26 protein-coding genes are annotated in these 26,424 nt (G+C 71.7%); 13 read left to right on the top strand and 13 right to left on the bottom strand.

The window, feature by feature from the left end; genetic code table 11:
* Positions 1-518 precede the first annotated feature (518 nt).
* Together FYX01_RS08790 and FYX01_RS08785 are read left to right on the top strand one after the other, a co-directional pair.
* Positions 519-1,052, top strand: coding sequence for a hypothetical protein (locus FYX01_RS08790; RefSeq protein ID WP_150239380.1), 534 nt, complete (start codon positions 519-521; stop codon positions 1,050-1,052).
* On the top strand, positions 1,049-1,522 hold the full coding sequence (locus tag FYX01_RS08785; protein WP_150239378.1) for an ATP-binding protein: 474 nt from the start codon (positions 1,049-1,051) through the stop codon (positions 1,520-1,522). The genes FYX01_RS08790 and FYX01_RS08785 overlap by 4 nt, the downstream gene beginning before the upstream one ends.
* A 91-nt stretch (positions 1,523-1,613) precedes the next feature.
* On the opposite strand, the gene FYX01_RS08780 is transcribed toward FYX01_RS08785, so the two are convergent.
* The 4 genes from FYX01_RS08780 to FYX01_RS08765 form a co-directional block, all read right to left on the bottom strand.
* A complete protein-coding gene (locus FYX01_RS08780; protein WP_150239376.1) occupies positions 1,614-2,405 on the bottom strand; it encodes a succinate dehydrogenase/fumarate reductase iron-sulfur subunit in 792 nt (263 codons plus the stop codon).
* Positions 2,402-4,381: a fumarate reductase/succinate dehydrogenase flavoprotein subunit gene (locus FYX01_RS08775; protein WP_150239374.1), complete on the bottom strand. Its 1,980-nt coding sequence runs from the start codon at positions 4,379-4,381 to the stop codon at positions 2,402-2,404. Before FYX01_RS08775 ends, FYX01_RS08780 begins: the two co-directional genes overlap by 4 nt.
* A 27-nt stretch (positions 4,382-4,408) precedes the next feature.
* Positions 4,409-5,221 (bottom strand): hypothetical protein, encoded by an 813-nt coding sequence (locus FYX01_RS08770; protein WP_150239372.1) that lies wholly within the window; start codon positions 5,219-5,221, stop codon positions 4,409-4,411.
* A 370-nt stretch (positions 5,222-5,591) separates the two neighbouring features.
* The gene (locus tag FYX01_RS08765; protein ID WP_150239370.1) at positions 5,592-6,536 is read right to left on the bottom strand and encodes a LysR family transcriptional regulator; all 945 of its coding nucleotides are present in this window, start codon (positions 6,534-6,536) and stop codon (positions 5,592-5,594) included.
* A gap of 131 nt (positions 6,537-6,667) precedes the next feature.
* Between FYX01_RS08765 and FYX01_RS08760 the strand changes: the two genes are divergently transcribed.
* From FYX01_RS08760 to FYX01_RS08750, 3 genes are read left to right on the top strand one after another with little or no spacing between them, the layout of a single operon-like run.
* The gene (locus FYX01_RS08760; protein ID WP_150239453.1) at positions 6,668-7,324 is read left to right on the top strand and encodes a succinate dehydrogenase cytochrome b subunit; all 657 of its coding nucleotides are present in this window, start codon (positions 6,668-6,670) and stop codon (positions 7,322-7,324) included.
* Positions 7,325-9,271 carry a fumarate reductase/succinate dehydrogenase flavoprotein subunit gene (locus FYX01_RS08755; protein WP_150239368.1) on the top strand — a complete coding sequence of 649 codons (1,947 nt, stop codon included), beginning with the start codon at positions 7,325-7,327 and terminating at the stop codon, positions 9,269-9,271.
* Positions 9,268-10,014: a succinate dehydrogenase/fumarate reductase iron-sulfur subunit gene (locus tag FYX01_RS08750; RefSeq protein WP_150239366.1), complete on the top strand. Its 747-nt coding sequence runs from the start codon at positions 9,268-9,270 to the stop codon at positions 10,012-10,014. Before FYX01_RS08755 ends, FYX01_RS08750 begins: the two co-directional genes overlap by 4 nt.
* 79 nt (positions 10,015-10,093) lie before the next feature.
* On the opposite strand, the gene FYX01_RS26540 is transcribed toward FYX01_RS08750, so the two are convergent.
* From FYX01_RS26540 to FYX01_RS08725, 5 genes are all read right to left on the bottom strand, one after another.
* A complete protein-coding gene (locus tag FYX01_RS26540; RefSeq protein WP_223830357.1) occupies positions 10,094-10,375 on the bottom strand; it encodes a hypothetical protein in 282 nt (93 codons plus the stop codon).
* Positions 10,376-10,599: 224 nt separating this feature from the next.
* Complete coding sequence (locus FYX01_RS08740; RefSeq protein ID WP_150239364.1) at positions 10,600-11,235, bottom strand: GNAT family N-acetyltransferase; 636 nt, start codon at positions 11,233-11,235, stop codon at positions 10,600-10,602.
* A 52-nt stretch (positions 11,236-11,287) separates the two neighbouring features.
* Positions 11,288-12,073: a TrmH family RNA methyltransferase gene (locus FYX01_RS08735; RefSeq protein ID WP_150239362.1), complete on the bottom strand. Its 786-nt coding sequence runs from the start codon at positions 12,071-12,073 to the stop codon at positions 11,288-11,290.
* Between the two features lie 67 nt (positions 12,074-12,140).
* Entirely contained in the window at positions 12,141-12,527 is a 387-nt protein-coding gene (locus FYX01_RS08730) for a DUF3054 domain-containing protein (RefSeq protein WP_150239360.1), read from the bottom strand.
* A gap of 172 nt (positions 12,528-12,699) precedes the next feature.
* Positions 12,700-14,910, bottom strand: a complete 2,211-nt coding sequence (locus tag FYX01_RS08725; protein WP_150239358.1) for a S9 family peptidase — start codon at positions 14,908-14,910, stop codon at positions 12,700-12,702.
* 152 nt (positions 14,911-15,062) lie between these two features.
* On the opposite strand from FYX01_RS08725, the gene mshB reads away from it, so the two are divergent.
* Both mshB and FYX01_RS08715 read left to right on the top strand, forming a co-directional pair.
* Positions 15,063-15,929 carry an N-acetyl-1-D-myo-inositol-2-amino-2-deoxy-alpha-D-glucopyranoside deacetylase gene (gene mshB, locus FYX01_RS08720; protein ID WP_190394235.1) on the top strand — a complete coding sequence of 289 codons (867 nt, stop codon included), beginning with the start codon at positions 15,063-15,065 and terminating at the stop codon, positions 15,927-15,929.
* Positions 15,930-15,967: 38 nt separating this feature from the next.
* On the top strand, positions 15,968-16,468 hold the full coding sequence (locus tag FYX01_RS08715; RefSeq protein WP_190394234.1) for a hypothetical protein: 501 nt from the start codon (positions 15,968-15,970) through the stop codon (positions 16,466-16,468).
* A 24-nt stretch (positions 16,469-16,492) separates the two neighbouring features.
* Here FYX01_RS08715 and FYX01_RS08710 read toward each other — a convergent pair whose 3' ends face one another.
* The 3 genes from FYX01_RS08710 to FYX01_RS08700 all read right to left on the bottom strand — a co-directional run bounded on the left by FYX01_RS08710 (position 16,493) and on the right by FYX01_RS08700 (position 19,621).
* Complete coding sequence (locus tag FYX01_RS08710; protein ID WP_150239356.1) at positions 16,493-17,527, bottom strand: site-2 protease family protein; 1,035 nt, start codon at positions 17,525-17,527, stop codon at positions 16,493-16,495.
* Positions 17,528-17,758: 231 nt separating this feature from the next.
* Positions 17,759-19,120 carry a hypothetical protein gene (locus FYX01_RS08705; protein WP_150239354.1) on the bottom strand — a complete coding sequence of 454 codons (1,362 nt, stop codon included), beginning with the start codon at positions 19,118-19,120 and terminating at the stop codon, positions 17,759-17,761.
* Between the two features lie 243 nt (positions 19,121-19,363).
* The gene (locus FYX01_RS08700; protein ID WP_150239352.1) at positions 19,364-19,621 is read right to left on the bottom strand and encodes a putative acetyltransferase; all 258 of its coding nucleotides are present in this window, start codon (positions 19,619-19,621) and stop codon (positions 19,364-19,366) included.
* A 183-nt stretch (positions 19,622-19,804) separates the two neighbouring features.
* Between FYX01_RS08700 and fdxA the strand changes: the two genes are divergently transcribed.
* Positions 19,805-20,125, top strand: a complete 321-nt coding sequence (fdxA, locus tag FYX01_RS08695) for a ferredoxin (protein ID WP_014908468.1) — start codon at positions 19,805-19,807, stop codon at positions 20,123-20,125.
* A 165-nt stretch (positions 20,126-20,290) separates the two neighbouring features.
* Positions 20,291-21,397, top strand: a complete 1,107-nt coding sequence (gene dapC / locus FYX01_RS08690; protein WP_150239351.1) for a succinyldiaminopimelate transaminase — start codon at positions 20,291-20,293, stop codon at positions 21,395-21,397.
* 128 nt (positions 21,398-21,525) lie between these two features.
* On the opposite strand, the gene FYX01_RS08685 is transcribed toward dapC, so the two are convergent.
* Complete coding sequence (locus tag FYX01_RS08685) at positions 21,526-22,407, bottom strand: hypothetical protein (RefSeq protein ID WP_150239349.1); 882 nt, start codon at positions 22,405-22,407, stop codon at positions 21,526-21,528.
* Between the two features lie 212 nt (positions 22,408-22,619).
* On the opposite strand from FYX01_RS08685, the gene FYX01_RS08680 reads away from it, so the two are divergent.
* From FYX01_RS08680 to FYX01_RS08665, 4 genes are all read left to right on the top strand, one after another.
* Entirely contained in the window at positions 22,620-23,456 is an 837-nt protein-coding gene (locus FYX01_RS08680; protein ID WP_150239347.1) for a 2,3,4,5-tetrahydropyridine-2,6-dicarboxylate N-succinyltransferase, read from the top strand.
* Between the two features lie 220 nt (positions 23,457-23,676).
* Positions 23,677-24,741, top strand: coding sequence for a succinyl-diaminopimelate desuccinylase (gene dapE, locus FYX01_RS08675; protein WP_150239345.1), 1,065 nt, complete (start codon positions 23,677-23,679; stop codon positions 24,739-24,741).
* Positions 24,742-24,874: 133 nt separating this feature from the next.
* Entirely contained in the window at positions 24,875-25,669 is a 795-nt protein-coding gene (locus FYX01_RS08670; RefSeq protein ID WP_190394233.1) for an LOG family protein, read from the top strand.
* Between the two features lie 104 nt (positions 25,670-25,773).
* On the top strand, positions 25,774-26,289 hold the full coding sequence (locus FYX01_RS08665; protein WP_190394232.1) for a hypothetical protein: 516 nt from the start codon (positions 25,774-25,776) through the stop codon (positions 26,287-26,289).
* The last annotated feature ends 135 nt before the right edge of the window (positions 26,290-26,424 follow it).

Here is a 26,424-nt window from a genome sequence, read left to right as displayed (position 1 = left end):
GAGCTCAACGGCCGTCCCCGTCAGACCCTGGGCTGGGCCACCCCGGCCGAGGCCCTCGACAAGTTCCTCGTTGCAACAACCACTTGACCCCAAGCCGCCGAACCTTGCTATAAGTACAAGATCACGGCGGATGAGGGCGGGCCGGTGAACCTTTCCGGTCACCACGCTGGACCCACCCGGGCTGAGCCGGGACGCCCGCCTCATCGGACCCCCGAGGACCGCACTCGGGGGTTCGATGCTTTCCGGGAGCCACAAAAACAATAAATCCGGACAAGAGGAATACTTTGGATGGGGTCAGTAAATACGGCTGACCCCTTTTTCACGCGACCTGAGCTGCGCGGACGCGTTACGGGCCAGCTTTTTTCGGCTGTTTCTGCGAAAGTCCTGCCTGCGCCGTTCGGCTGTGCTCTAATCTGGCTGCGAACACAACTCAATCCACACGATGACCCCGCGACGGTTAACTGCCGCCCGGGGCCGTGGCCAGCAACTACGTACCTTTAGAGACAGGACTTGCCAGCGTGCTCCAGTTTAGCGCTGCGCTTCTCAGCCGTGCCCTCGGCCCGCTGATCGCGCTCTTCCCCTCCCCGTGCGGACGCCACTCGAACGTGGCCGGTCGCCGTCGCCGCCGCTCCACCCGCGTCCGCCGCTACGCACCCGCTCCGGCCCCGGCCCGGCTTCCGGCTCCCCGCCTGGCTCCGCCCAGCGAGACCGTCCCCGCCGAACCCGTCGCCCTCGTGCGGCCCTACTACGCCGCCCACGAGCGCCTGCGCGCATCCGCGAACCCGGCTCCCGCGCCCCGAGTGCCCGAGCCCCGCAGCGCCGAATCCGGCGAGGTCCAGCGCGCGTTCGACCGTGTCCAGGAACGCGCAGCCGCCCTGCTCCAGCAGTGGAAGGACGACCCCGGCGGCGACCTGCTCGGCGAACCCGCGCCCCGGTTCGGCGCGGTAGGCCCCACCGGCCCCACCGGCCCCACCCGGTACGCCGAGTGGGATGAGCTGACCTCCCTGACCCGTGCCTGGATCGAGCAGCGGCGCCAGGGGGTCCCGGCATGAGCCGCCTCCTGTACTGGGAACCCCGCCTCTACCGGGGCGGCCTGGCCGACCTGTCCACCGCGCGCGGGGACCTGGCCGAGGACATGAGCGGCTTCGCCCCGGACCTGGTGGACACCGTCCGGCTGTGCCTGCACGAACTCCAGGCCAACGCCTGCAAGTACGGCCGCGCGAATGGTGAGGTCGCCCGCCAGCTGGACGTGAGCACCGACCACGTACTGACCCTGACCGTGAGCAACGACCACGGCTCCGCCCCCGGTGCGGTCCCGCGCGTCCCCACCGAACGCACCGACACGGAATGGGACCGGGCCGAGGGCCAGCGCGGCCTGCTCCTGGTGGAGAACCTCGCCACCAGCTGGAACCACTACTCCTGGCCGGTGTGGTCGGGTCTGGGAGTGCTGGTGTGGGCCTCCTTCACCCTGGACCCCGCCGCGGTCCCCGGCGGACCGCGCCCCTCCGTGTCCACCGACTGACCCCGTGAGCGGAGCGGTGGCCGGCGGGCGGAGGGCCGTCCACCCGCAGGGCACCGCCGCGGTCGCCGTTCGGCCGCCGGCCGCGCACACGTCAGGTCCTGTCCGAGTGGCTTCCGACGTTGGGCACCGGCGGGGTGTCCTTCGGACGCACGCCGATCTTCGACCCGAGCCACACCAGCGGGTCGTACTTGCGGTCGGCCACCCGCTCCTTCATCGGGATCAGCGCGTTGTCGGTGATGTGGATGTTCTCCGGGCACACGTCCGAGCAGCACTTGGTGATGTTGCAGTAGCCCAGTCCGAACTCCTCCTGGGCGATGAGCCTGCGGTCGGCGGTGTCCTCGGGGTGCATCTCCAGCTCGGCCACCCGCATGAGGTAGCGCGGGCCCGAGAAGTGCTCCTTGTTCTCCTCGTGGTCGCGGATCACGTGGCAGACGTTGTTGCACAGGAAGCACTCGATGCACTTGCGGAACTCCTGCTGGCGCTCCACGTCCTCCTGCCACATCCGGAAGTCGCCCGGCGCCTTGTTCGGGTCGGGGGTGAAGGAGGGGATCTCCCGCGCCTTCTGGTAGTTGTACGACACGTCGCACACCAGGTCCCGGACCACCGGGAAGGTGCGCATCGGCGTCACCGTCACCACCTCGTCCTCGTCGAACACGCTCATCCGCGTCATGCACGACAGCTTCGGGTGGCCGTTGATCTCCACCGAGCACGAACCGCACTTGCCCGCCTTGCAGTTCCACCGCACCGCCAGGTCCGGGGTCTGCGTGGCCTGGAGGCGGTGCAGCACGTCGAGCACCACCTCGCCCTCGTTGGCCTCCACCCGGTACTCGGCGAGTCCTCCCTCGCCGGAACCGCGCCACACTCTGAACACACGCTCGCTCATGACTGGCCCTCCTCGGCCGCGTCGTCCGCCGCCCCAGCCTCGGGCAGCTCCTCCTCCGTCAGGTACTTGGCCAGCTCCTCGCGTCCGAAGAGGGTGAGCAGCTCGGCGGGGATGTCGGTGACCGGACGCCGGGACAGCGTCACCCGGTCGGACGCGTCCGCACGCACCGCCAGGTTCACCCTGCGCCACTCCGGAGACATGTCGGGGAAGTCGTCCCGGGTGTGCCCGCCGCGCGACTCGGTCCGCTCCAGCGCGGCCGTGGTGACCGCGCGCGAGACCAGGACCATGTTGGGCAGGGCCAGCGCCAGGTGCCAGCCCGGGTTGTACACCCGGTCGCCGGGTGCGCTGAGCACGCGCGAGCGCTCTCCCAGCGCGTCCAGGCGCTCCAGGGCCCGCTCCATCTCCGGACCGCGCCGGATGATGCCGACCAGGTCGTTCATCGTCCCCTGCAGTTCGGTGTGCAGCGTGTACGGGTTCTCCCCGTCGCCCTGCTCGAGGAACTCCAGGGCGTGGGAGGTCTCCTCCGCCACGACGCGGTCCACGGTCTCCCTCGGGACCGCCCTGTCGCCGAGCCCGTCCAGGTAGGCGGTGGCGCCCACACCGGCCCTGCGTCCGAACACCAGCAGGTCCGACAGCGAGTTGCCGCCCAGGCGGTTGGAGCCGTGCATGCCGCCCGCCACCTCCCCGGCGGCGAACAGCCCCGGCACGTCGGAGGCGGCGGTGTCGGCGTCCACCCGAACCCCGCCCATCACGTAGTGGCAGGTCGGGCCCACCTCCATGGGCTCCGCGGTGATGTCCACGTCCGCCAGTTCCTTGAACTGGTGGTGCATGGACGGCAGGCGCCTGCGGATCTCCTCGGCGGGCAGGCGCGAGGACACGTCCAGGAAGACGCCGCCGTGCGGTGAGCCGCGCCCCTCCTTGACCTCGGTGTTGATCGCCCGCGCCACCTCGTCGCGCGGCAGCAGTTCCGGCGGCCTGCGGTGGTTCGCCGGGTCGTCGTACCAGCCGTCGGCCTCCTCCTCGCTCTCGGCGTACTGGGAGCGGAACACGTCCGGCACGTAGTCGAACATGAACCGCCTCCCCTCGGAGTCGCGCAGCACGCCGCCGTCGCCGCGCACCGACTCGGTGACGAGGATGCCCTTCACCGACGGGGGCCAGACCATCCCCGTGGGGTGGAACTGGACGAACTCCATGTTGATCAGGGAGGCTCCGGCCCGCAGCGCCAGCGCGTGGCCGTCGCCGGTGTACTCCCAGGAGTTGGAGGTGGTCTGGAAGGCCTTGCCGATGCCTCCGGTGGCCAGGATGACCGCGGGCGCCTCGAAGACCACGAACCCGCCGTCCACCCGGCGGTAGCCGAACGCGCCGACGATCCGCCCCGGTTTCCCCCCGTCCCCGCCGGAGTCGCCGCCCTCCTCCCGGTCCTCGGTGATCAGCCGGGTGATCGCGGTCTCGGCGAACACCCGGATGCGGGCCTCGGGGTCGCCCAGCTCCGCGGCGTCGGCCTGCTGGAGCGCGACGACCCGCTGCTGGAGGGTGCGGATCATCTCCAGGCCGGTGCGGTCGCCCACGTGTGCCAGCCGCGGGTACTCGTGGCCGCCGAAGTTGCGCTGGCTGATCCTTCCGTCCTTGGTGCGGTCGAACAGCGCACCCCAGTACTCCAGTTCCAGGATGCGCTCGGGCGCCTCGCGGGCGTGCAGTTCGGCCATGCGCGGGTCGTTGAGGAACTTGCCGCCGCGGACGGTGTCGCGAAAGTGCACGTGCCACTCGTCGTCGGCGTTGGCGTTGCCCAGGGCGGCGGCCGCGCCGCCCTCGGCCATCACCGTGTGGGCCTTGCCGAACAGCGACTTGGAGATGACCGCGGTGCGCTTGCCCTGCTCGCGGGCGGCGATCGCGGCGCGCAGCCCGGCTCCGCCCGCCCCGATCACCACGACGTCGTAGGTGTACCGGGTGATCTCGGGCTCTGCTGTGGGGGGCATGTGGTCGTGCCTTCCTCTCCCCTTGGCTCAGTTGATGATGCGGAGGTCGTCGATGGTGCCGCTGGCGATCAGGGCGATGTAGGCGTCCGTGATCATCAGGGTCGCGATGCTGAGCCAGCCGAAGAGCATGTGCCGGCCGTTCAGCGTGGAGACCCGGCTCCACATCCAGTAGCGGACCGGATGCGTGCCGAAGCTGCGCAGCCGCCCGCCGAGGATGTGGCGGCACGAGTGGCAGCTGAGCGTGTAGCCCCACAGCATGAGCACGTTGACGAGCATGATGATGTTGCCGAGCCCGACGCCGAGGCCGCCGTCGGTCCCGTGGAAGAAGGCGACCAGCATGTCCCACGTGTTGACGGCGGTGATGACGAAGGCGGCGTAGAAGAAGTAGCGGTGGCCGTTCTGGAGCCGCATCAGCGGCCGGGTCTCCCCGGTGTAGGTCCGGTGGGGCTCGCGCACGGCGCACGCGGTGGGCGCCTGCCAGATCGAGCGGTAGTAGGCCTTGCGGTAGTAGTAGCAGGTCAACCGGAACAGCAGCAGGATCGGCATGCTGATCAGGGCGTAGGGGAGGAGCGGCGGGAACTCCACGGGCAGCCGCCCGAACAGCGCCGCGTCGGGCACGCACTGCTGGGCGACGCAGGGCGAGTAGAACGGGGTCAGGTAGTGGTGCTCCTGGACCCAGTAGTGGTCCTGCTGGAGCACCCGCAGGGTCGCGTAGACCACGAAGGCGGCCAGCCCCAACGTGGTGAACAGTGGGCCGAGCCACCAGCGGTCGTTGCGCAGTGTTCGCTGGGGGATGCGCGCCCGGGTGCCTCCGGGGCGTCCGCTTTCGGTCGAGGTCACCGTGGTCTCCCACCTCCTGGAAGGCCCCGGCCGGGCGGGTCGCGGTACCCGCCTCCGTCAGCCGTGGCCGTGTCTTGCGCCCTACGGCTGCGAGGAGGAGCCGTAGCGAACCGGTCTGCAACGCAACGTTAGGCCGTTGTGATCACGGTCACGTGCCGGAGCGGGAGGTACGGCTGAGAAGGGAGTGTGAATTACGCCACTTTTGTTCGTTTGCTTGGAGGTTTTGTCGCTACATGGGCGGGGAGTCCTTTATGCCTCTCTTGGTCTGTCTGTGACGCAAGTGGCGTGTGGTATATATGTCCGGCCCAGAGCGCCGACGGTGCCGTCGGCGTGCCTTGCCGCCTCCTCGTGCCGGAGCCGGAGGGCGGCGCTACCCCGTCTCCCCCGAGAGCAGGACCTCCAGGTCGGGGCCGAGGTTCTCGGGGGACATCGCCAGCAGGTACTCGTTGAGGTGCTGGCGGAACGCCTCGGCCGAGTGCGAGGGCTCCACGTCCTTGCGCCGCGCCAGCGCCACCGTCCGCAGCAGGCGCGGCCTGGCCAGCGGTGTCCCGCGCAGGCCCGGACGGTTCTTGAGCACCATGCTCGGCACCACCGCCAGTCCCAGGCCCGCCTCCACGAACCGCAGCACGGCGTCCATCTCGCCGCCCTCCACGGCCAGCTCCGGTTCGAACCCCGCCGCCCGGCACGCGCGCAGTGTCGCCTCCCGCACGTCGTAGCCGCGCCGGAACATCACCAGCGGGCGCCCTTCGAGCTCGGTGATGCGGATCGACGCCCGCCCGTTGGGTGAGGGCCCCGACATCGGGCTCGCCACCACCAGGTTCTCCCGCAGGATCGGCGTGGTGGAGAAGTCCGGGTCGCTGCTGTGCAACGGCAGGATGATCAGGGCCAGGTCCAGCTCGCCCCGCCCCAGGTCGCGGATCAGGTCGCGCGAGCCGCTCTCCTCCACCTGGAGTTCGATCCCGGGGTAGCCGGTGTGGAAGTCGGAGAGCACGTCGGCCAGCAGGCCCGCGCACAGCGACGGGGTGGCGCCGAGGCGCACGCGGCCCCTGCGCACCCCGGCCAGCTCCGCCACCTCCCGGCGGGCCGTCTCCAGGTCGGTGAGTATGCGCTGGGCCAGCGGAAGCAGCGCCTCGCCCGCCGGAGTGAGTGTGATGTTTCCCCTGGCACGACTGAATAACGGCGCACCCAACTCCTGTTCAAGGCTGCGGATCTGTTTGCTCAAACTCGGCTGGGCGACGCGGGAAAGCTCTGCTGCGCGGGTGAAATGGCGTGTGCGGGCGACGGCGACGAAGTAGGACAGCTGCTGGAACTGCATAGTCCATAGCCTACGGCTATCGACGCCAGCGTCGTGATGACTTGGACGTCAGGCTTAACCAGAACTTAAAGTGACAGGCTGTGGCGAACAGTACCTTGACCAAGAAGCGGTCTACGGCCTACGGGTCCACGGTGGCGCTCAAGACAGCGATGGCGATCACCGGGGCGATCCTCGTGCTGTATTTGATCGCGCACATGTACGGCAACCTCAAGATCTTCTCGGGTCAGGAGGCCTTCGACGGCTATGCCCACAGTCTCCGCGAACTGGGCTATCCGATGCTGCCCGAGAACGGATTCCTGTGGATCTTCCGACTCGTCCTGCTGGCGAGCGTCCTGATCCACATCTACGCGGCGGTGACACTGTGGGCCCGCGCCCGCAGGGCGCGTCCGGCCGCCCAGCGCTACAAGGTGAACAAGAGGGTCGCCCGCAGCTACTCCTCCTACACCATGCGCTACGGCGGCGTGCTCGTCGCGCTCTTCGTGGTCTTCCACATCCTGCACCTGACCACGAACGACATCGCGCCCGGCGGTCGGTCCGACAGTCCCTACGAGCGGCTCGTGAACGGGTTCCAGCCCGAGTTCTGGTACGTGACCCTGTTCTACGTCCTGTCCGTGATCGCGGTGGGCCTCCACCTGCGGCACGGCATCTGGAGCGCTCTGGCAACGCTCGGCGTCAACATGTCGCGACGGCAGGGCATGCTCAACGCCATCGCCTTGGGCATCGCGCTGATCGTGACCGTCGGCTTCCTGCTCCCGCCTCTGGCGGTCACCTTTGGACTGGTGAGTTAATTGTCTGAGAACGACTTCTTCATCGAGGGCGACCCGATCCGGGACGAGAAGGCCCCGGAGGGGCCGATCAACGAACGCTGGGACAAGCGCCGTTTCTCGGCCAAGCTGGTCAACCCGGCGAACCGGCGCAAGCTCTCGGTGATCATGGTCGGCACCGGTCTGGCCGGTGCCTCCGCGGCCGCGACCCTGGGCGAGGCGGGCTACAACGTCACCTCGTTCTGCTACCAGGACAGCCCGCGCCGCGCGCACTCCATCGCTGCCCAGGGCGGCATCAACGCCGCCAAGAACTACCGCAACGACGGCGACAGCATCCACCGGCTGTTCTACGACACCGTCAAGGGCGGCGACTTCCGCTCCCGCGAGTCGAACGTCTACCGCCTGGCCCAGACCAGTGTCGAGATCATCGACCAGTGCGTCGCCCAGGGCGTGCCCTTCGCCCGTGAGTACGGCGGCCTGCTCGACAACCGCTCCTTCGGTGGTGTGCAGGTCTCCCGTACCTTCTACGCGCGCGGACAGACGGGCCAGCAGCTGCTGCTCGGCGCCTACCAGGCCCTGGAGCGCCAGATCGCGGCGGGCACCGTCCAGATGAACACCCGCCACGAGATGCTGGAAGTCGTCGTCGTGGACGGCCGGGCGCGCGGCGTCATCGTCCGCGACATGGTCACCGGAGAGATCGAGACGCACTTCGCCGACGCCGTGGTACTGGCCACCGGCGGCTACGGCAACGTGTTCTACCTGTCGACCAACGCGATGGGCTCGAACGTCACCGCGACCTGGCGCGCGCACCGCAAGGGCGCGCACTTCGCCAACCCCTGCTACACGCAGATCCACCCGACCTGCATTCCGGTCAGCGGCGACTACCAGTCCAAGCTGACCCTGATGAGCGAGTCGCTGCGCAACGACGGCCGCATCTGGGTCCCGAAGGAGCACGGGGACACCCGCGACCCGCGCCAGATCCCCGAGGAGGAGCGCGACTACTACCTGGAGCGCATCTACCCGGCCTTCGGCAACCTGGTGCCGCGCGACATCGCCTCCCGCGCCGCCAAGAACGTCTGCGACGAGGGCCGCGGCGTCGGCCCCAGCGGCCTGGGCGTGTACCTGGACTTCTCCGACGCCATCGGGCGCATGGGGCAGGAGGCCGTCGAGGCCAAGTACGGCAACCTGTTCGACATGTACCAGCGCATCACCGGCGAGAACCCCTACGAGGTTCCGATGCGCATCTACCCGGCCGTGCACTACACCATGGGCGGGCTGTGGGTCGACTACGACCTGCAGAGCTCCATCCCGGGCCTGTTCGTGACCGGTGAGGCCAACTTCTCCGACCACGGCGCCAACCGCCTGGGTGCCAGCGCGCTGATGCAGGGTCTGGCGGACGGCTACTTCGTCCTGCCGAACACCATCAACGACTACCTGGCCAGCGGCCCGTTCGACGCGATCGACGAGTCGCACCCGGAGGCCGTGGCCGCCAAGGAGCAGGTCACCTCCCGTATCGACAAGCTGCTCTCCATCCAGGGCTCCCGCACCGTCGACTCCTTCCACAAGGAGCTCGGCCACATCATGTGGGAGTACTGCGGCATGGAGCGCAGCGAGGAGGGCCTGAGCAAGGCCGTCGAGCTCATCCGCGGACTGCGTGCCGAGTTCTGGCGCGACGTCAAGGTGCTCGGCACCAACGAGGAGTTCAACCAGGCACTGGAGAAGGCCAACCGCGTGGCCGACTTCCTGGAGCTGGGCGAGCTCATGTGCATCGACGCCCTGCACCGCCGTGAGTCCTGCGGCGGCCACTTCCGCGCCGAGAGCCAGACCGAGGACGGCGAGGCGCTGCGCCACGACGACGAGTTCGCCTACGTCGCGGCCTGGGAGTTCGGCGGCGAGGACAGCAAGCCCGTGCTCCACAAGGAAGCCCTGGAGTACGAGTACGTCGAGATGAAGCAGCGGAGCTACAAGTGAACATCACTCTGCGCGTATGGCGTCAGAAGGGCCAGGACGACGAGGGCAGGCTGGCCACCTACAAGCTCACCGACGTCTCCCCGGACATGTCGTTCCTGGAGATGCTCGACGTCCTCAACGAGAAGCTCACGCTGGAGGACGAGGACCCGGTCGCGTTCGACCACGACTGCCGTGAGGGCATCTGCGGTGCCTGCGGCGTCGTGATCGACGGCGAGGCCCACGGCCCCGAGCGCACCACGACCTGCCAGCTGCACATGCGCAGCTTCAAGGACGGCGACACCATCACGGTGGAGCCGTGGCGGGCCCAGGCGTTCCCGGTCGTGAAGGACCTGGTCGTGGACCGCGGCTCGTTCGACCGCATCATCCAGGCGGGCGGCTTCATCAGCGCCCCGACGGGTACCGCGCCGGACGCCCACGCCAACCCGATCCCGAAGCCGGACGCGGACCGCGCGTTCGACGCCGCGACCTGCATCGGCTGCGGCGCGTGCGTGGCGGCCTGCCCGAACGCCTCCAGCATGCTGTTCACCGCCGCGAAGGTCACCCACCTGGGCATGCTCCCGCAGGGGCAGCCCGAGCGGGCCGCGCGCGTGGTGAAGATGATCAACCAGCAGGACGAGGAGGACTTCGGCGGCTGCAGCAACATCGGTGAGTGCGCCGCGGTCTGCCCGAAGGGCATCCCGCTGGACACGATCTCCCAGCTCAACCGCGACCTGCTGGGCTCGCTCGGCAAGGGCGTCGGCTGACCCCGACCCCGCCGTGTCGCACGGGGCCGTACCCCTCGGGGTGCGGCCCCCGGCCGTGTCCGCGCGTCCGCGCCGGTGCTCAGCGCCGGTAGCGCCGGGCGACCTCGTGGAAGGCCGTCTTGGGCTCCCACGACGCCGGGTCGTCCGCGCTCGTCCGCACCACTCCGAACCCGGCCGCGTCCAGATCGTGTGCGGGGTCCTCGCTGTGCGGGAAGTCCGGCATGGCGAACGTGAACACGAACGCGCCGTGCACCCCCCGCGCCTCGTACAGGTCGAGCAGGTCGCCGACGTATCCGGCCCGTACGGACTCGTTGCGCGCCGTGCCCCGGCGCAGGCGCGGCGGATCGGCGAACCAGTCCACCGCGAGGAACGAACCGGCCCCCCGCAGGTCGGCGCGGCCACGGGCGCAGGATGAACTGGAGGCGGGTGAACTCGTCCTCCCCGGGGAGCGTCCCCGGGGAGGTCAGTGAGAACTCGGTGCCGACCATGAGGGTCACCCGGCCCGGACGGGCCAGGCGCAGCTCCTCGGCCATGCGGGCGGTGTCGGCCAGGTGCGCCAGGCGCTCGCCGACGGGCGGGCCGGCCTCAGGACGGGTCGCGCAGCAGGAAGTGGTTGGTCCCCGAGTCCGGGCTCTCCACCTCGCGGACCACGCGGAAGCCGAACCGCTCGTAGAAGCCGACGGTCTTGTCGTCGAGCGTCTGGGTGAACACCGGGAGCCGTTCTGAGTCCGCCCGGTCCAGCCCGGAGGAGAGCAGCCCGCCCCCGATCCCGGTACCGGCGACCGCCGGGTCCACGCCCAGCGCGGCCAGGTACAGGTGGGGTTCCTGGGGCGCGGCCAGCTTCCACTCGGCGAACACGCGCACGAACGCGGCCAGCCGGGAACGGCCGATCAGGGACGCCCAGTGCGGCCAGGCACGCAGTGACACCAGCTGACCCTCGGGGTTGGTGGTGGGCGGCGCCCACAGCGCCGCGCCGCGCACCACCGGCGCGTCCTCGGTCTCGTCCCGGGTGTCGGTGACCCTGGTCTCGCCGGAGGGGACGTAGCCGAAGCCCGCGGTCAGGGCGAAGAAGCGGCGGGTCCTGGCCACGCGCAGTTCGTCGTCGGGGAACAGCCAGCGGAAGAAGGGGTCCTCGTGCGCCGCTCTGCTCAGGACGCGTGCGATACCGGCCACGTCGTCGACCGTGGCGGAGCGGGCTGCTGCTGTGACGATCGAACTCATCCTTGGTTCTCTCTGGTCGTGGGCCTTTCGCTCATGGTAGATCACGGAACCGTCACGACGGTGCGGTGGTGGGCACCGGAGCGACTGAGGTGGCAGCCGTGGCGGAAGTGGGACCTGTGGTGCCTGGGGCCGGCTGGTCGAACACGTGCGCGCGCACCCAGGCGTGCATGGCGATCGCCGCGGCGGCCCCGGCGTTGATCGACCGGGTCGAACCGAACTGGGAGATCGACAGCACCGCCTGGCACACCCGCCGCACCTCCTCGGACAGGCCGGGACCCTCCTGGCCGAACACCAGCACCGCGTCCCGGGGCAGGGGATAGGTCTCCAGCGGCACCGCGCCCGGCAGGTTGTCGATCCCGATCAGCGGCAGTCCGCGCTCGCCCGCCCACGCCACCAGCGCCTCGGTGTCGGGGTGGTGGTGGACGTGCTGGTAGCGGTCGGTCACCATCGCGCCGCGCTTGTTCCAGCGGCGGCGGCCCACGATGTGCACGGCCGCGCACCCGAACGCGTTGGCGGTGCGCACGACCGAGCCGATGTTGAAGTCGTGCGACCAGTTCTCCACGGCGACGTGGAAGGGGTGGCGCATGGTGTCGAGGTCGGCCACGATCGCCTCGCGCCGCCAGTACCGGTAGCGGTCCACGACGTTGCGGCGGTCGCCCTCGGCCAGGAGCTCGGGATCGTAGTGGTCACCCTCGGGCCAGGGGCCGGACCACGGGCCCACGCCCACCTCGCGCGCCTCGTCCTCGCCGTCCGCGGGCGCACGGGAGTCGGACCCGCCGTCCGTACCGGACGGGGCGGGAGGCGGGGCGGCGGGTCGGGGTTCGGGATGCTCGTTCATCGGTTCCAGCTTACGAACGTCCCGCGGTACGAGCCCCCACTGTCCGCGGGACCCCCGGTCTCCTCCGTCAGGCCCGGCGCCGTCGCGCCCTGCTGGCCAGGATGCGGGCCACCGCGCGCCAGCCGAGCATGGTCGCGGCCAGGAACAGGGACGTGACCAGGACGAAGCCGAGCGGGGCGCCCTCACCGGTGAGCAGGCGCAGCGTCATCCCCCCGGCCACGGTCACGGCCCACACGAACACACCGGTCGGCCAGATCCGGGCGGGGGCGGTCCAGGCGAGGGTGACCACCCAGCCCAGGGCCGTTCCGGCGGCGAGGGGCCACGCGGTCGAGGCGATCGATGCCAGGGCCGTGCCGGTCCCGTGGTCGGTCCTGCCGATCACGACGAAGGCGAGCACGCAGGCCAGGTCGGCCAGCAGGGCGACGAGGGCGCGCGGCACCGCGGAGGAACGCATGCGGCCAGGTTACGCGTGGTCCCGCGCGTCCTCCCGGCGGGTCGGGGCGGGATCCTCGGTGAGGGGAGCCGGACCGCCTACCAGGAGGAGTCGGGAGGCGCGTCCGCGGACGGGGACCTACTGAGCGGTGCCCCGGGTCCCGGAGCCGCGCGGCTCCGGGACCCGGCCGGGACTACTCCCCGGTCCGGAGGCCCTCCTTGAGGAACTCCACCTGGAGCAGCATCAGGTTCTCCGCGACCGTCGGGTCCGAGGGCGAGTGCGTCACCCCCGACAGCGGCAGCACCGTGTGCGGGCGGCCCGCCGCCATCAGCGCCGACGACATCCGCTGCGTGTGCGCGAACGCCACGTTGTCGTCCGCCAGGCCGTGGATCATCATCAGCGACCGCTCCAGCTTGGCCGCCTCCGCCAGCAGCGAGCTGCGCTCGTAGGCGTCGGGCTCCCCTTCGGGGGTGCCCAGATAGCGCTCGGTGTAGTGGGTGTCGTACAGCGTCCAGTCGATGACCGGCGCGCCCGCCACCGCCGCGTGGAACACGTCCGGGCGGCGCAGCACCGCCAGCGCCGACAGGTACCCGCCGAACGACCAGCCGTGGATGCCCACCCGGGACAGGTCCAGGCAGTCGAACCGCTCCGCAGCGTCCCGCAGCGCCGCCACCTGGTCCTCCAGGACCGGTCCGGCCAGGTCGAGGTGGACGCTCTGCTCCCACTCCACACCGATGCCGGGTGTGCCGCGGCCGTCCGCGATGAGTACCGCGAACCCCTGATCGGCGTACCACTGGGCGGTCAGGTACGCGCCGCGCGCGTTCAGCACCCGCTGCGCGTGCGGACCGCCGTAGGGCGCCACCAGCACCGGTAGCGGGCTCTGGTCCCCGTGGTACCAGGACGGCAGCACCAGCGCGGCCGGGATCCGTCGCTCGCCGGCGCGCCAGAACTCCACGCGAGGCTCCGGCAGGTCAGGGGCCTCGGCGAGGCTCTCGATCTCGGAGCAGGACCGGCGCGTCTCGGTGTCGGCGCCGCGCAGCACCATCGTGCGCACGCCCGCGAACTCCATCGACCGGTGCTGTACCACCAGGGTGTCCCCACGCAGCCGCCCCGAGCGCAGACCGCTGTGCGCGCCCGCGTCCGCCGATGCCGCGCACCCGTGCCCGGGCACCTCCACCGGCGCGGACAGGCCCGTGTCCAGCTCGACCAGCCACAGCGACACGTCGGCGGGGCTTCCCGCGGGCGAACCCGAGTACAGGACCCGGTCGCCGTCCACGCCCACCACGCCGCGCACGTACACGTCGGCGGGGCTGACCGGGCGGTCTCCCACGTAGACCCGGCGTTCACCGCCCGGCTCCCGGCCGATCCACACCAGTTCGCCCGAACCGGTGTGGGCGGGTACGCCCGGCATCAACTCGACCCACACGTCGTCGGCCTCGGTACGCACCCGTGCGACCAGGCCCGTGGCCGGGTCGGCGCTGAACAGGTCCAGCGTGCGCTGGTCGCGGCTCTGCGCGGTGAACACCAGGGTCGGCGTGCCGTCGGGGCCGGTCGTCCAGCCGACCGTCGCCAGGTAGGGCAGGGCCTCGCGGTCCCACTCCACCCAGACGGGTTCGGGCCGCTCCGGCGCGCGCCGGCCGCCCGCCGAACCGACCGGGAACACGGCCAGGCGCACGTCCGCGTTGGTCCCGCCGGCGGGCGGGTAGCGCAGAGCGGTCGGCTCCTGCCCGGGACGGCCGGGGTCGGACACGTGCCAGGTGTTCACGTCGGACTCGTCCACACGCGCGGCGGCGAGGGCGGAGCCGTCCGGAGCCCACCAGAAGCCCCGGTAGCGGCCCATCTCCTCGGCGGCCACCAGTTCGGCCAGGCCCCAGGTGACGTCGGGGCCGTCCGGTTCGACGACCGCCCGGTCGCCGTGGTCGGGCTCGGCGCCGGAGACGTCGATGACACGCACGGCGCCGCCGCTGACGTAGGCGACCCGGTCACCCGCCGGGCTGATCCTCGGGTCCACGACGGGGGTGGCGGCGGGCAGTTCGCGGGGCGCGGTGTCGTCACCGACGAGGTCCACGTAGAACAGCCGTCCGGACAGGGTGAACACGGCGCGGGTGAACGCGTCGTCCACCGTGTACGACACGATGCCGCCGCCGCTCTCGCGCAGCCTCTCGCGGCGGGTCCGTTCCTCGGGGGGAAGGTCCTCGTCGTCGGCGCCCAGGGTCCTGGGGTCGGCGAGCACCGTGGCGGTTCCCGACCCCTCCGCCTCGTGGATCCACAGGCAGGTGGCCGTGTCCACCCCGTCGCGCCCCCGGAGGAAGGCGACGCGGCGTCCGTCCGGCGATATCTCGAACGCGCGCGGGACACCGATCGTGAAGCGTTGGGTGCGGGCCTGTTGGCGAGGAAAACTCATAAGCAGATTGTGTCCCATACCGCGGGTACCAGGGGGCGCTGCCCGTACCGGGCCCGGGGACCACCGGAGAAAGCGGGCAGAACGCCCTTCCTCCCGGAGGGTGTGCGCGATGTGGGAGGTGTCGCGCGCATGCGGCCGGTATCGTTCCCCACGTGACTGACAGGCGACTGATGATGGTGCACGCGCACCCGGACGACGAGAGCATCGTCACCGGTGCCACCCTGGCCAAGTACGCGGCGGAGGGAGCGGGCGTCACCCTGGTGACCTGCACTCTGGGGGAGGAGGGGGAGGTCATCCCGCCGGACCTCGCGCACCTGGCCCCCGACCGCGAGGACACCCTCGGCGAGTACCGGATCGGCGAGCTCGACAAGGCCTGCCTCTCCCTGGGCGTGCGCGACCACCGCTTCCTGGGCGGCCCCGGCCGCTACCGTGACTCGGGGATGATGGGCGCGCCCTCCAACGACCACCCGAAGGCCTTCTGGGGCGCGGACCTGGAGGAGGCCGCCGCGCGGCTGGCGGAGATCGTCCGCGAGGTACGTCCGCACGTGCTGGTCAGCTACGACGAGCACGGCGGCTACGGGCACCCCGACCACGTCCAGGCCCACAGGGTCACCCGCCGGGCCTTCACCCGGGCCGCGGACCGCTCCGTGCCCGGCGCGCCCTGGCGGGTACGCAAGCTCTACGCCATCGCCCAGCCGGTCTCGCGCATCGAGGAGTCCATCGCGCGGCTCAACGAGGAGGCGGGTCCCTTCACCCCGCCCGCGCGGGTGTCCGACATCGCCCGGGGCACCCCCGACACGGCGGTGACCACCCGTGTGGACGCCACCGGCCACTGGGCGGCCAAGACGCTGGCGATGCGCTCCCACGCCACCCAGATCACGGTGGAGGGCGAGCGCTTCGCCCTGTCCAACGGCATCGCGCAGGAGATCGACGCCGTCGAGTACTTCACCCTGCTGAGGGGCCCGACACCGCGCACCCACCGCGGGGAGTACGAGACGGACCTGTTCGCCGGGCTGTGACCGCGGCCGGTGGGACGGACCGTCTACCCTCGTCTAACGTGACCACACCTGAGACCGCACCGCCCGAGGACGGCAGGACCTCCCGGGGAGCCCTGTCGCCGGTACTGACCGCGGCCACCCTCGTGGTCCTGCTGCTGCTCGGTGCCGCGGTGGGGCTGTTCTCCACCACCGGCGCCGGCTGGCTGACCTTCTACTGGGGCGCGGGAACGCAGGTCCGGGCCCTGGTGGTCGTGGGACTGCTGGCCTTCCTGGCACTGCTGTACGGCGCCTGCCGCCTGTGCGCGTGGGGCGGCCGGCGCCCCTCCGCGGCGGTGGCCTTCGCCGCGGGCTTCCTGGCCTCGGTCATCGTCCTGGTCGGCTACACGCCCGGCGGGGACCTGCTGCTCACCAACCACCTCGTGCACAACGCGTACCTGTTCGGAGCGATGCTGGTGCTGGTGCTCGCGGTCATCCGCAGCGGCGCCTTCGCCTTCCTGACGGAACCGCCCCGGGTGCCCTCCGTGCCCAGGGGGTACCAGAGCGCGCGCCCCTCCGAGTAGGCGCCGTGTCCCCGGGGCTCCCCGTCAGGCCCAGAACCGCAGGAGCAGCTCGCCGTAGAAGGCGACCCCGGCGAACACCGGGTTGGGCAGGAGCAGGTCGAACAGGGCGTAGACCTGGTTCACCAGGGCGTCGTTGAGGCCGGGGAACCACAGGACCGCGAACACGGCGACCGATCCGAATAGCGCGTTGACGCGTGCGGTCGGGACCCACGCGCCCCGTGTCCAGGCGGCCAGTACCTCGAAGCCGTCCAGGCCCGGGACCGGCAGCAGGTTGACCAGGGCGGCGGTCAGGTTCGCGAAGCACAGGAACGCCATCGCCGAGATCGCCCAGTTGGTGGTGTCGTTGCCCGGGGGCACCAGGACCGACACGGCGGCGGCGAGGGCGGCGGCCAGCAGGAGGCTGGCCAGCGGTCCGGCGAGCGCCACCAGAACGCGGCGGCCCCGGGACGGGATCCGGTCCCAGTCCACGTAGGTGGGCGGACCGGTCAGGCCGAAGGCGCCGAGGCCGAGATAGGCCGAGGGCAGGACCAGGCCGGCGAAGGCCTGCCGGTACGCGAACGGGTTCAGCCGAAGGTAGGCGCTGCCGCGCAGGGACCGGTCACCGGCCAGGTAGGCGGTCAGCGCGTGCGCGAACTCGTGGACGGCCAGGGAGACGATCCATCCGAGCAGGATGAGCAGCGGCGGGACCAGCGGGGTGACGTTCGTGTCGTCGGCGGCCCAGTCCAGCTCGACGGCACGCCACGACAGCCAGCCCGCGAAGCCGGTCAGGCCCAGCAGCAGGACGAACACCGGGCTGGGCAGGAAGTCCGCCCAGCTCCCGGCCGGAGCGCGGCCGGAGTCCTCCCCGGGGCCCCCGTCCACGTCGTCCGCGGGCGGCGGACCGTCCGGCTCGACCGGGTCCCTCCCGTCCGTGCCGGTTCCGGAGGCGTCCCCCAGGTCCGGCCGGTTGAGGGCGTCCTCGGGCATCTGCTCCCACGGGTCGGGTCCGGGTGCCCCGACCCGTTCGGGCTCGGGCACGTCGGTCGTCTCCGCCTTCTGCGACGGCTCGGGCGTGGGCATGGTGCTCCTGCTGCTCGCGGGTGGTCCGCGTCCAGATTAGGCCCTGTGGGGCACCTCCTCGCAGCGGGTGTCCCACAGGGACCCCGCCGTGTCGGCCGGTCCGGCCGAAGCCCCCGCCGGCCGCCGGGCCCCGGGTGCCCGGGAAGCGGGGACCCGGGACCCGGGACCCGGGAAGCGGGGACCCGGGACCCGGGAAGCGGGTGCCCGGGACGCCACGGGCGCGGAGCCCGGCTACACCACCGCCCGGGGAGCCACCGCCGACTGGTGCAGACAGGCGATCGCGAAGGCCCGCCCCGACACGGTCAGCTCCCGGCGCCCGGCGCCGTCGTCTTCGGTGAGCAGGCCCAGGGCCTCCAGAAGCCAGCTGACCGCCATCACCAGCGCGCGCACCTGGTCCGAGGCCGTCTCCGCGGTACGCCGGTGCGACGCCGCGTGCCTGCCCGCGGTCACCGGCGGCTCCACCGGGACCCACCCCGACTCGGTCAGCGCCCGCTCGGCCGCCTCCACGTCCGACTCGCCGCGGCGCGCGTGGGACCCCGTGCCCTGCGGGGTGCGCGCCAGCAGCATGCCCAGCAGCGTCTCCGCGGCGGCCTGCTCCAGCCCTCCGGTCCGGCACAGCGCCTCGGTGGCCGCCTGCCACAGCGCCTCGGGGTCCTCCCGCAGCTGGCGGCCGCGCCGGGTCAGCACCAGGCGGCGGCTCGCCCTGCGCACCGCCCGCATCCCCCGCAACGCCTGGTGCAGGGCGATCAGCTGGGTGACGTCGGTCTCGCTGCGCGGCGGTTCGGGCGAGGTCCGCCACCCGAAGTCCGCGCACATCTGCCGCACCACGCTCGGTGAGATGTAGCCGATCTGGGTGAGCGCGATGCCGTCCGCCGCCAGGTCCAGCAGCCGCTGCAGCGGCGCCATCGCGGCGTTCGCGGCGCGCGGCACGTCCGAGCCCGCGATGACCTGGCCCACCAGCGGCCAAAGGCGCTGCCGGTGGGGGTGCGCGGACGAGCTCAGCCAGGCCCGTACCCGCTCCTCGCGTATGCGGTCCAGGTGGCTCAGCCCCCGGTGGTCCGGCTGGGTGAGGAAGGAGCGCGCGAACCGCTCCTGCGCGGGCCGCCATCCGCGCTTGCCGGGGCGTACGTCGCCCAGCGAGATCGCCAGCTCCAGAGCGGACGCGGTCTCGTGGCGGGCCCGGATCTCGGCGTCGCCGACCGCCGTTCCCCAGGTCAGCTCGGGCAGGTCGGGCGGTTCCACCCCCGACTCCCACATGAGCCGTTCGTACATGGCGAGCCCGGCGGCGTGGTCCTCGGCGTAGACGGTGAGCAGGGTCGCGGTCGCCGGGGCCGAGCAGATCTGCGCGTACCGGTACAGCTGGAGGAGGGAGAAGAGGTTGCCGAGGGAACGGGCCGCGAACAGCTGGTCCTCGGTGGAGTCCTGGAAACGGACCGGTAGCTCGAACCAACAGAACCGCTGGACGGTGTGCTGGTTGAGTCCTTCGATCTTCTGCTCCGGCGCCAGCGTGTCCAACGCCGACCGGGCCATGTCGGCCGCCCGCTCGTCCCGTCGGGCCAGCTCGGCGAGGGCGGACGCTACTGCTTCGCGCATGACGGGCGCTCACCACCTCCCCGCGTACCGGGCGCCCGCTGCCGCGTGGGTGTGCCGCTGGGGGGCGCGATGCTTCGTTGTCGGTCCCGGCGGGCCGGCTCTGGGCCCACCCCCGGGACTGTGCGTCTTCTACCCCGCCTGGGAGGAAGAATGCCTCTGTACAGGCGCGACATGCGCGCCGGACGCCGTCCGCGGGCGACGTCCTTGCTTCCGTTGCTCTCGTGGGCCCGGAACGGTACGGGATCAGGGCGCCTGCGGAGGGCGCCCGCCGCGACGGCGCGGGGGGACGGGGGGAACGACACGGCTCGCGGCGACGGTCGACTCCCCGACCTCCGCCACGGAGCCGTCGCGTCGGCGCACGGTGAGAACGCCGTCGTCCCAGGACTCCACCACACCGACGATATCGGTGAACCCGCCCTCGGGGAGGCGAATTCTCACGGAGACCCGCCGACCGACGTCCTCCGGGGAGATCCGGTGGACGAGACGCCCTCTCATATGCATGGAAATGCCCCCCGAATGTGCGCTGGGTGTTCTTCGGCGTCATACTAGGAGTACGACATCTGTGCCAATCGCTTGCAGAGCCCGGGAGCGGGGGCAGGGCGCCCGCACGCCGACCCCGTCCGGACACTCTGAAAGGTCCCCGCCTCCCCCGCGGGTAAGCGGGGGTGAGACAAGGAGTACGACGTGACCTACGTCATCGCGCAGCCCTGTGTTGATGTGCTGGACAAGGCGTGCATTGACGAGTGCCCCGTGGACTGCATCTACGAGGGTGACCGCATGCTCTATATCCACCCGGACGAGTGTGTTGACTGCGGTGCGTGCGAGCCGGTCTGCCCGGTCGAGGCCATCTACTACGAGGACGACCTGCCCGAGCAGTGGTCGGAGTTCTACAAGGCCAACGTCGACTTCTTCGACGACCTGGGCTCCCCGGGCGGTGCCTCCAAGGTCGGCAAGATCGACCGGGACCACCCGATCGTGGCCAAGCTGCCGCCGCAGGCCGAGTAGCCCGGCGGTGCGCCGGACGGGTTCCGGCGGCCCTTCGAGCGGCGCGCACCCCGATGGCGCAGAGGGTGCGCACGCGCGTGGCCCGAGGCGACGTGTCGCGCCGACCCCGTATGCCGGGGTCGGCGCGATTCTTGTGGAGACCCGAACTGGATGGAGTGTGTACCGATGGCCGAGCGGCGACCCGTGGCGGACCGGCTCCCGACCTTCCCGTGGGACCGGCTGGCTCCGTACAAGCAGAAGGCCTCCGGGCACCCCGACGGCATCGCCGACCTGTCCGTCGGCACTCCCGTCGACCCGGTGCCCGCCATCCTGCGCAAGGCCGTCGCCGACGCCGCCGACGCGCCCGGGTATCCGCAGACCTGGGGCACCCCGGAGCTGCGTGCGTCCATCGGGGGGTGGCTGGAGCGCCGCCACGGCGTGCGCGTGGCCGAGGGCGCCGTCCTGCCCACCATGGGCTCCAAGGAGCTCGTGGCCTGGCTGCCCACCCTCCTGGGGCTGGGCGCGGGCGACACGGTCGTCCACCCCGAACTGGCCTATCCCACCTACGACATCGGTGCGCGTGTCGCCGGGGCGACCCCCGTGGCCTCCGACGGCCTGGCCGCCCTGGGCCCCGCCCCGGTCGGGCTGGTGTGGGTGAACTCCCCGAGCAACCCGACCGGACGGGTGCTGGGCGTCGCGCACCTGCGCAAGGTCGTCCAGTGGGCACGGGAGCGCGGAGCGGTCGTCGCCTCGGACGAGTGCTACCTCGACCTGGGCTGGGACGGCGCCGAGCCGGTGTCCATCCTGCACCCGGACGTGTGCGGCGGCTCCCACGAGAACCTGCTGGCCGTGCACTCGCTGTCCAAGCGCTCCAACCTGGCCGGGTACCGTGCGGCCTTCGTCGCCGGCGACCCCGCCCTGGTCCGGGAGCTGCTGGAGGTGCGCAAGCACGCGGGGATGATCGTCCCGGCGCCCGTCCAGGCCGCCATGGGGGCCGCGTTGGACGACGACGCGCACGCCGCCGAGCAGAAGGAGCGCTACCGGTTCCGCCGCGCCAGGCTCCGTGAGGCCTTCGAGGGCGCGGGCTGGCGCATCGAGCACTCCGAGGCCGGGCTGTACCTGTGGGCGAGCCACCCCGACCACGACGCCTGGGGCGCGGTCGCCCACCTCGCCGAGCGCGGCGTGCTGGTCGCTCCCGGGGACTTCTACGGCTCCGCGGGCGCCGGCCACGTGCGCGTGGCGTTCACCGCCACCGACGAGCGGGTGGAGGCGGCCGCCGGGCGCCTGGCCTGAGCAGGGGCCCCGGGCGGACGCCCGCCCGCCTCCGGGCCCCGCCTCCGGACGTCCGTCGCCGGGCGAGCGGTACAGCGCGCCGGGGACGGTACCCACCGGGCACGCCCCACGGCCCCTTACGGACCGCCCTACTCGACGAGGACGCGGTCCCCGGTGCCGGCGCCCTTGTTCGTGCTCCAGCCCTCGGCGCCGTCCACGCCGTCCGAGGCGTGCCACTGCCGGTCGCCGTACGCCACCGACGTCAGCCCGTACTCCTGCGCGTGGGCCACCGCCCACAGGGCCATCGCCCACCCCAGGTCGCCGGTCCGCGGCTCCTGGTCCCCGGCCACCGGCAGGTCGGCCGGACCGGTGCCGAACACCCGGGCCATCTCCTCCTCGGCGCCGGCGACGTCCGCGGCGCCGGTCCGCAGTCCCTCCACGGTCTCGGCGTCGTACCAGCAGGTCACTGCCGGTCCCCGCTCGCCGGTGAACACCTCGGCCATCTGCCTGGACAGGGGCTCGTGCTGGTCGTAGGCGTAACCGTCCGCGCTGTGCTGCACGGCCTGGGCCGCCTCGAACACCGGGATGGCCTCCCAGCCGTCGACCTCCACCAGCTCGTCGTAGAACGCGCGACTGGAGAACACCGGATCGAGGACCTCCTCCGGTTCGCCCCACTCCTGGGACGGACGCTGCTGGAACAGGCCCAGGGAGTCCCGGTCCCCGTACTCCACGTTGTAGAACGCCGACTCCTGCCACACCGTCGCGTAGGCGACGGTCACCGCCTCCGGCGGCAGGTCCCGGCTGAAGGCCACGCCGCCCACGGTGGCCGCGCTCATGGCTTGCGCGTCCTCCACCGTGTACTCGCTGCCGGCCAGATCCAGGCGGCATCCCGGCTCCGGGGGAGGAGTGGTGTCGAGCGGCTCGAACGTGGTCAGCACGTAGTACGACCCGGCGACGAGGAGACCGCACACGAGGGCCAGCGAGAACAGGATCTTGACGAAGGCGGAGAATCTCCGGCGCTTACTGGGCACAGGCGAACCAAAGGTCGGCGACAGGGTGGGCGCGCTGCCCGGGGAGACGGAGCCTTCCGTCTCCCGTGCCGCGCGAGGGGGCGCACGCGGCGCCATCGCCGCATTGTAGTCGCCGCCACGCGAATCGGCGGCGCGCCTGTGACGGGAGGTGACCGGCACATCCGCGGCGGGGGTTCCCCGGGGCCCTTCACGAGGGGCTAACGTGGGTGCACATGACCAGCTCGTACTCCAGCCCACTGCCCGACCAGATCGACGAACTCTGGGAGAGGCGCGCCGAACTCACCCCCGGCCACACCGAGGCGCGTGAGACCATCACCGGCGCGATCGACCAGATCGACGAGGGCAAGGCCCGTGTGGCCCTCGTCGACCCCTCCACCGACGAGGTCGTGGTCGACGAGCGCGCCAAGCGTTCCATCCTCCTCGGCTTCAAGGTCCTGGACATGAAGGAGTCGCAGGTCGGCGACTTCTACCACCACGACCGCATGCCCCTCAAGACCCGTTTCGACGGCGTCCGCGTCGTCGCGGGCGCGATCGCCCGCTGGGGCTCCTACCTCGCCCCCGGCGTCGTCCTGATGCCGTCCTTCACCAACATCGGCGCCCACGTCGGTTCGGGCACCATGGTCGACACCTGGGCCACGGTCGGCTCCTGCGCCCAGGTCGGCGAGAACGTCCACCTGTCCGGCGGCGTCGGCGTCGGCGGCGTCCTCGAACCCCCGCAGGCCTCCCCGGTGGTCATCGAGGACGACGCGTTCCTCGGCTCCCGCAGCATGGTCGTCGAGGGCGCCCGTGTGCGCACCGGCGCCAAGCTCGGCGCGGGCACCGTCCTGACCTCCTCCACCCGCGTGTTCGACGCCGAGACCGGCGAGGAGCTTCCGCGCGGCGAGGCCCCGGCCTGGTCGGTGTGCGTCACCGCGAACCGCACCAAGAGCTTCCCCGGCGGCGACTTCGGCATGCCGGTGCTGCTCGTGCTCAAGCGCCTGCAGGAGGGGCAGGAGCACGACAAGCTCGCCCTGAACGACCTGCTCCGCGAGCACGGCGTCAACGCCTAGAGCCTGTGCGGTGAGCGCTCGGAACCCGTGCGGTGAGCGCTCGCCCGCTCCCGGGGCGTCCTCCGCGCGGGGGGCGCCCCGAGCGCGTTCCCGGGAACGGCGGGTGGGGGGACGGGGAGCGACGGGCGGGGAGGGGATGCGGTAGATGTAGGGGCGGAAGACGCGGTTTCCGTCTCCGCAAGGCGGCGGCCACCCCAACCTCACCGAAACGGGGCGACACATGCTGGACCTGACCTCGGACGCGGCGTCCCTGACCGCCTCCCTCGTGGACATCCGCTCCGAGAGCGGTGACGAGAAGGTCCTCGCCGACGCGGTCGAGGACGCCCTGTCGGCCCTTCCCCACCTCACCGTCTCCCGCGACGGCGACGCCGTCGTCGCACGCACGGACCTCGGCCGCCCCCGCCGCGTCGTCGTCGCCGGTCACATCGACACCGTTCCCATCGTCGACAACGTCCCCTCCCGCACCGCCGACGGCCGCCTCTACGGGTGCGGTACCTCCGACATGAAGGCCGGTGTCGCCGTCCAGCTCAGGATGGCCGGACTGGTCGCCGAGCCGGTGCACGACGTCACCTACGTCTTCTACGACAACGAGGAGGTCGACGCCTCCAGCAACGGCCTGCTCCGCCTGACCCGCAACCATCCCGAGTGGCTGGCCGGGGACTTCGCGATCCTCATGGAGCCCACCGGCGGCGTCATCGAGGGCGGCTGCCAGGGCACCATGCGCGTGGAGGTCACCGTCAGGGGAGCGCGCGCCCACAGCGCCCGCTCGTGGATGGGCGAGAACGCGATCCACGGCGCCGGAGCCGTCCTGGACGTCCTGCGGGCCTACACCCCCCGCGAGCCCGAGGTGGAGGGGCTCCGCTTCCACGAGGGCCTCAACGCCGTGTTCATCGAGGGCGGCGTCGCGGGCAACGTCATTCCCGACGAGTGCGTGGTCAAGGTCAACTACCGGTTCGCCCCCGACCTGTCGGTCGCCGACGCCGAGGCGCACCTGCGGGAGGTCTTCGACGGGTTCGAGGTAGCGGTGGTGGACGCGGCCGCCCCCGCCCGTCCCGGACTGGACGACCCGTCGGCCGCCGCGTTCGTCGCGGCCGTGGGGGAGGGCGAAGCCCGCGCCAAGCTCGGCTGGACCGACGTGTCCCGCTTCTCCGAACTGGGCGTGCCCGCCGTCAACTACGGCCCCGGCGACCCGCTGCTCGCCCACACCAGGGACGAGTACGCCGAGACCGCCAGGATCCACGAGGCCGAGGAGCGCATGGTCGCCTGGCTGACCGGAGCCCGCTGAGCCCGTCGGCGTCGCTCAGCGCGGCCGTGACCGGCTCCGGTGCCGGGGGCCGCGACGAGGCGGCCGTTTGTGGTCATCACCGCGTTACGCGTGGTTCAGGTGTGAGCCCGTTCCACACGGATAGCTTTACGGCATGACGGAAGCAGAAGAGCCAGAAGAGCAGGTGCGCCGGGCGGGCCCCCTCACCTACCGGGGCCGCTCCATCCCCAACACCACCACCGACCAGCGGCTCCTCGACCAGCGGGGGCCCACGGACTGGGTGCACACCGACCCCTGGCGTGTGCTGCGCATCCAGTCGGAGTTCGTGGAGGGCTTCGGCCTGCTGTCGGAGCTGCCCTCGGCGGTGAGCGTGTTCGGTTCGGCCAGGATCAGGCCCGGCCACCACTACTACGACGTCGGCGTCGAGATGGGCGCCAAGCTCGCCCAGGCGGGGTACGCCACCATCACCGGCGGCGGGCCGGGGATCATGGAGGCCGCCAACAAGGGCGCCCAGAAGGCGGGAGGGCTGTCCGTCGGGCTCGGGATCGAGCTGCCGTTCGAGCAGACGCTCAACGACTACATCGACATGGGCATGACCTTCCGGTACTTCTTCGTCCGCAAGACGATGTTCGTGAAGTACTCCCAGGCCTTCGTGGTGCTGCCCGGGGGGTTCGGCACCCTGGACGAGCTGTTCGAGTCGTCCACCCTCGTGCAGACCAACAAGGTCACCCGGTTCCCCATCGTGCTGGTCGGCACCGAGTTCTGGGGCGGGCTGAGGGACTGGATCCAGGACAGCCTGATGGAGAACGGGCTCATCAAGCCGCACGACATGGAGCTGGTCCAGGTCGTGGACGACACCGACGAGGTCGTCGACATCATCCGCAAGTCCCATCTGGACATCGCCCGCCAGCACGAGGAGTCGGAGGAGCGTCCCGGCCCCGAGCAGTAGGGAGCGGTGCGGCGGGTCGGCGCGTGGGGGCCGCCACGGTCCCGGACCCGCCGTATCCCTCCTCCCGGACCTCCCGGCCGACCGGGTGTGGCACGATCGTGTCCGTGCCTGTTCTCATCATGGTCCTCGTCGCCGCCGCCGCGCTGGCCGTGCTCGTCGGTGTCGTGTACGTCGTGCTCGGCAAGGGCGGTCAGCTCGCGCGCTTCGAGGCCGACTACCCCCCGCTCGCCCTGCCCGACGACCGCCCCGTACAGGCCTTCGACCTCGGTCGCCTGATGCTGCCCCTCGCCATGTGGGGCTACCACGTGCGCGCCGTCGACGAGCTGCTGCTGCGCCTGACCGCGACCCTGCGCGAGCGCGAGGAGCGGATCGAGGACCTGGAGTGGCGCCTGTCCCGCCTCGACCCGTCGTACGCTCCCGAGGGGACCGGCCCCCGGCCCGGCTCGCACCTTCCCGGCGACGCCTACGCCCCCGGGAGGGAGGGGGCGGGGCCGGACCCGGAGCGCGGCCCGGTGGGCCCGCCGCGGGCCGTTGGGGAGCCGGAGAAGGCGGCCGGGACCACCGACGGTGGAGCGCGTGAGTCCGACGGCGCCTCGTCCGGCGGCGGGGGCGGCCGCTGACTTCCGCGGCATCCGAGCCCGGTCGCGGTCACCCCCGCGAGGCGGCCCGCGCTGACCTGGCACTTCGCCGCCCCTGTGGCGTGCATCACCTTCGCCGCGTCGTTCTTGTGCGGATCGATGCGCTCATGTGCCCTA

It is taken from the genome of Nocardiopsis quinghaiensis (assembly GCF_008638365.1).
GTDB classification, from domain to species: Bacteria; Actinomycetota; Actinomycetes; order Streptosporangiales; family Streptosporangiaceae; genus Nocardiopsis; species Nocardiopsis quinghaiensis.
Note: the sequence above shows the minus strand (reverse complement) of the source record. Positions and strands in the feature narration are given on the sequence as shown.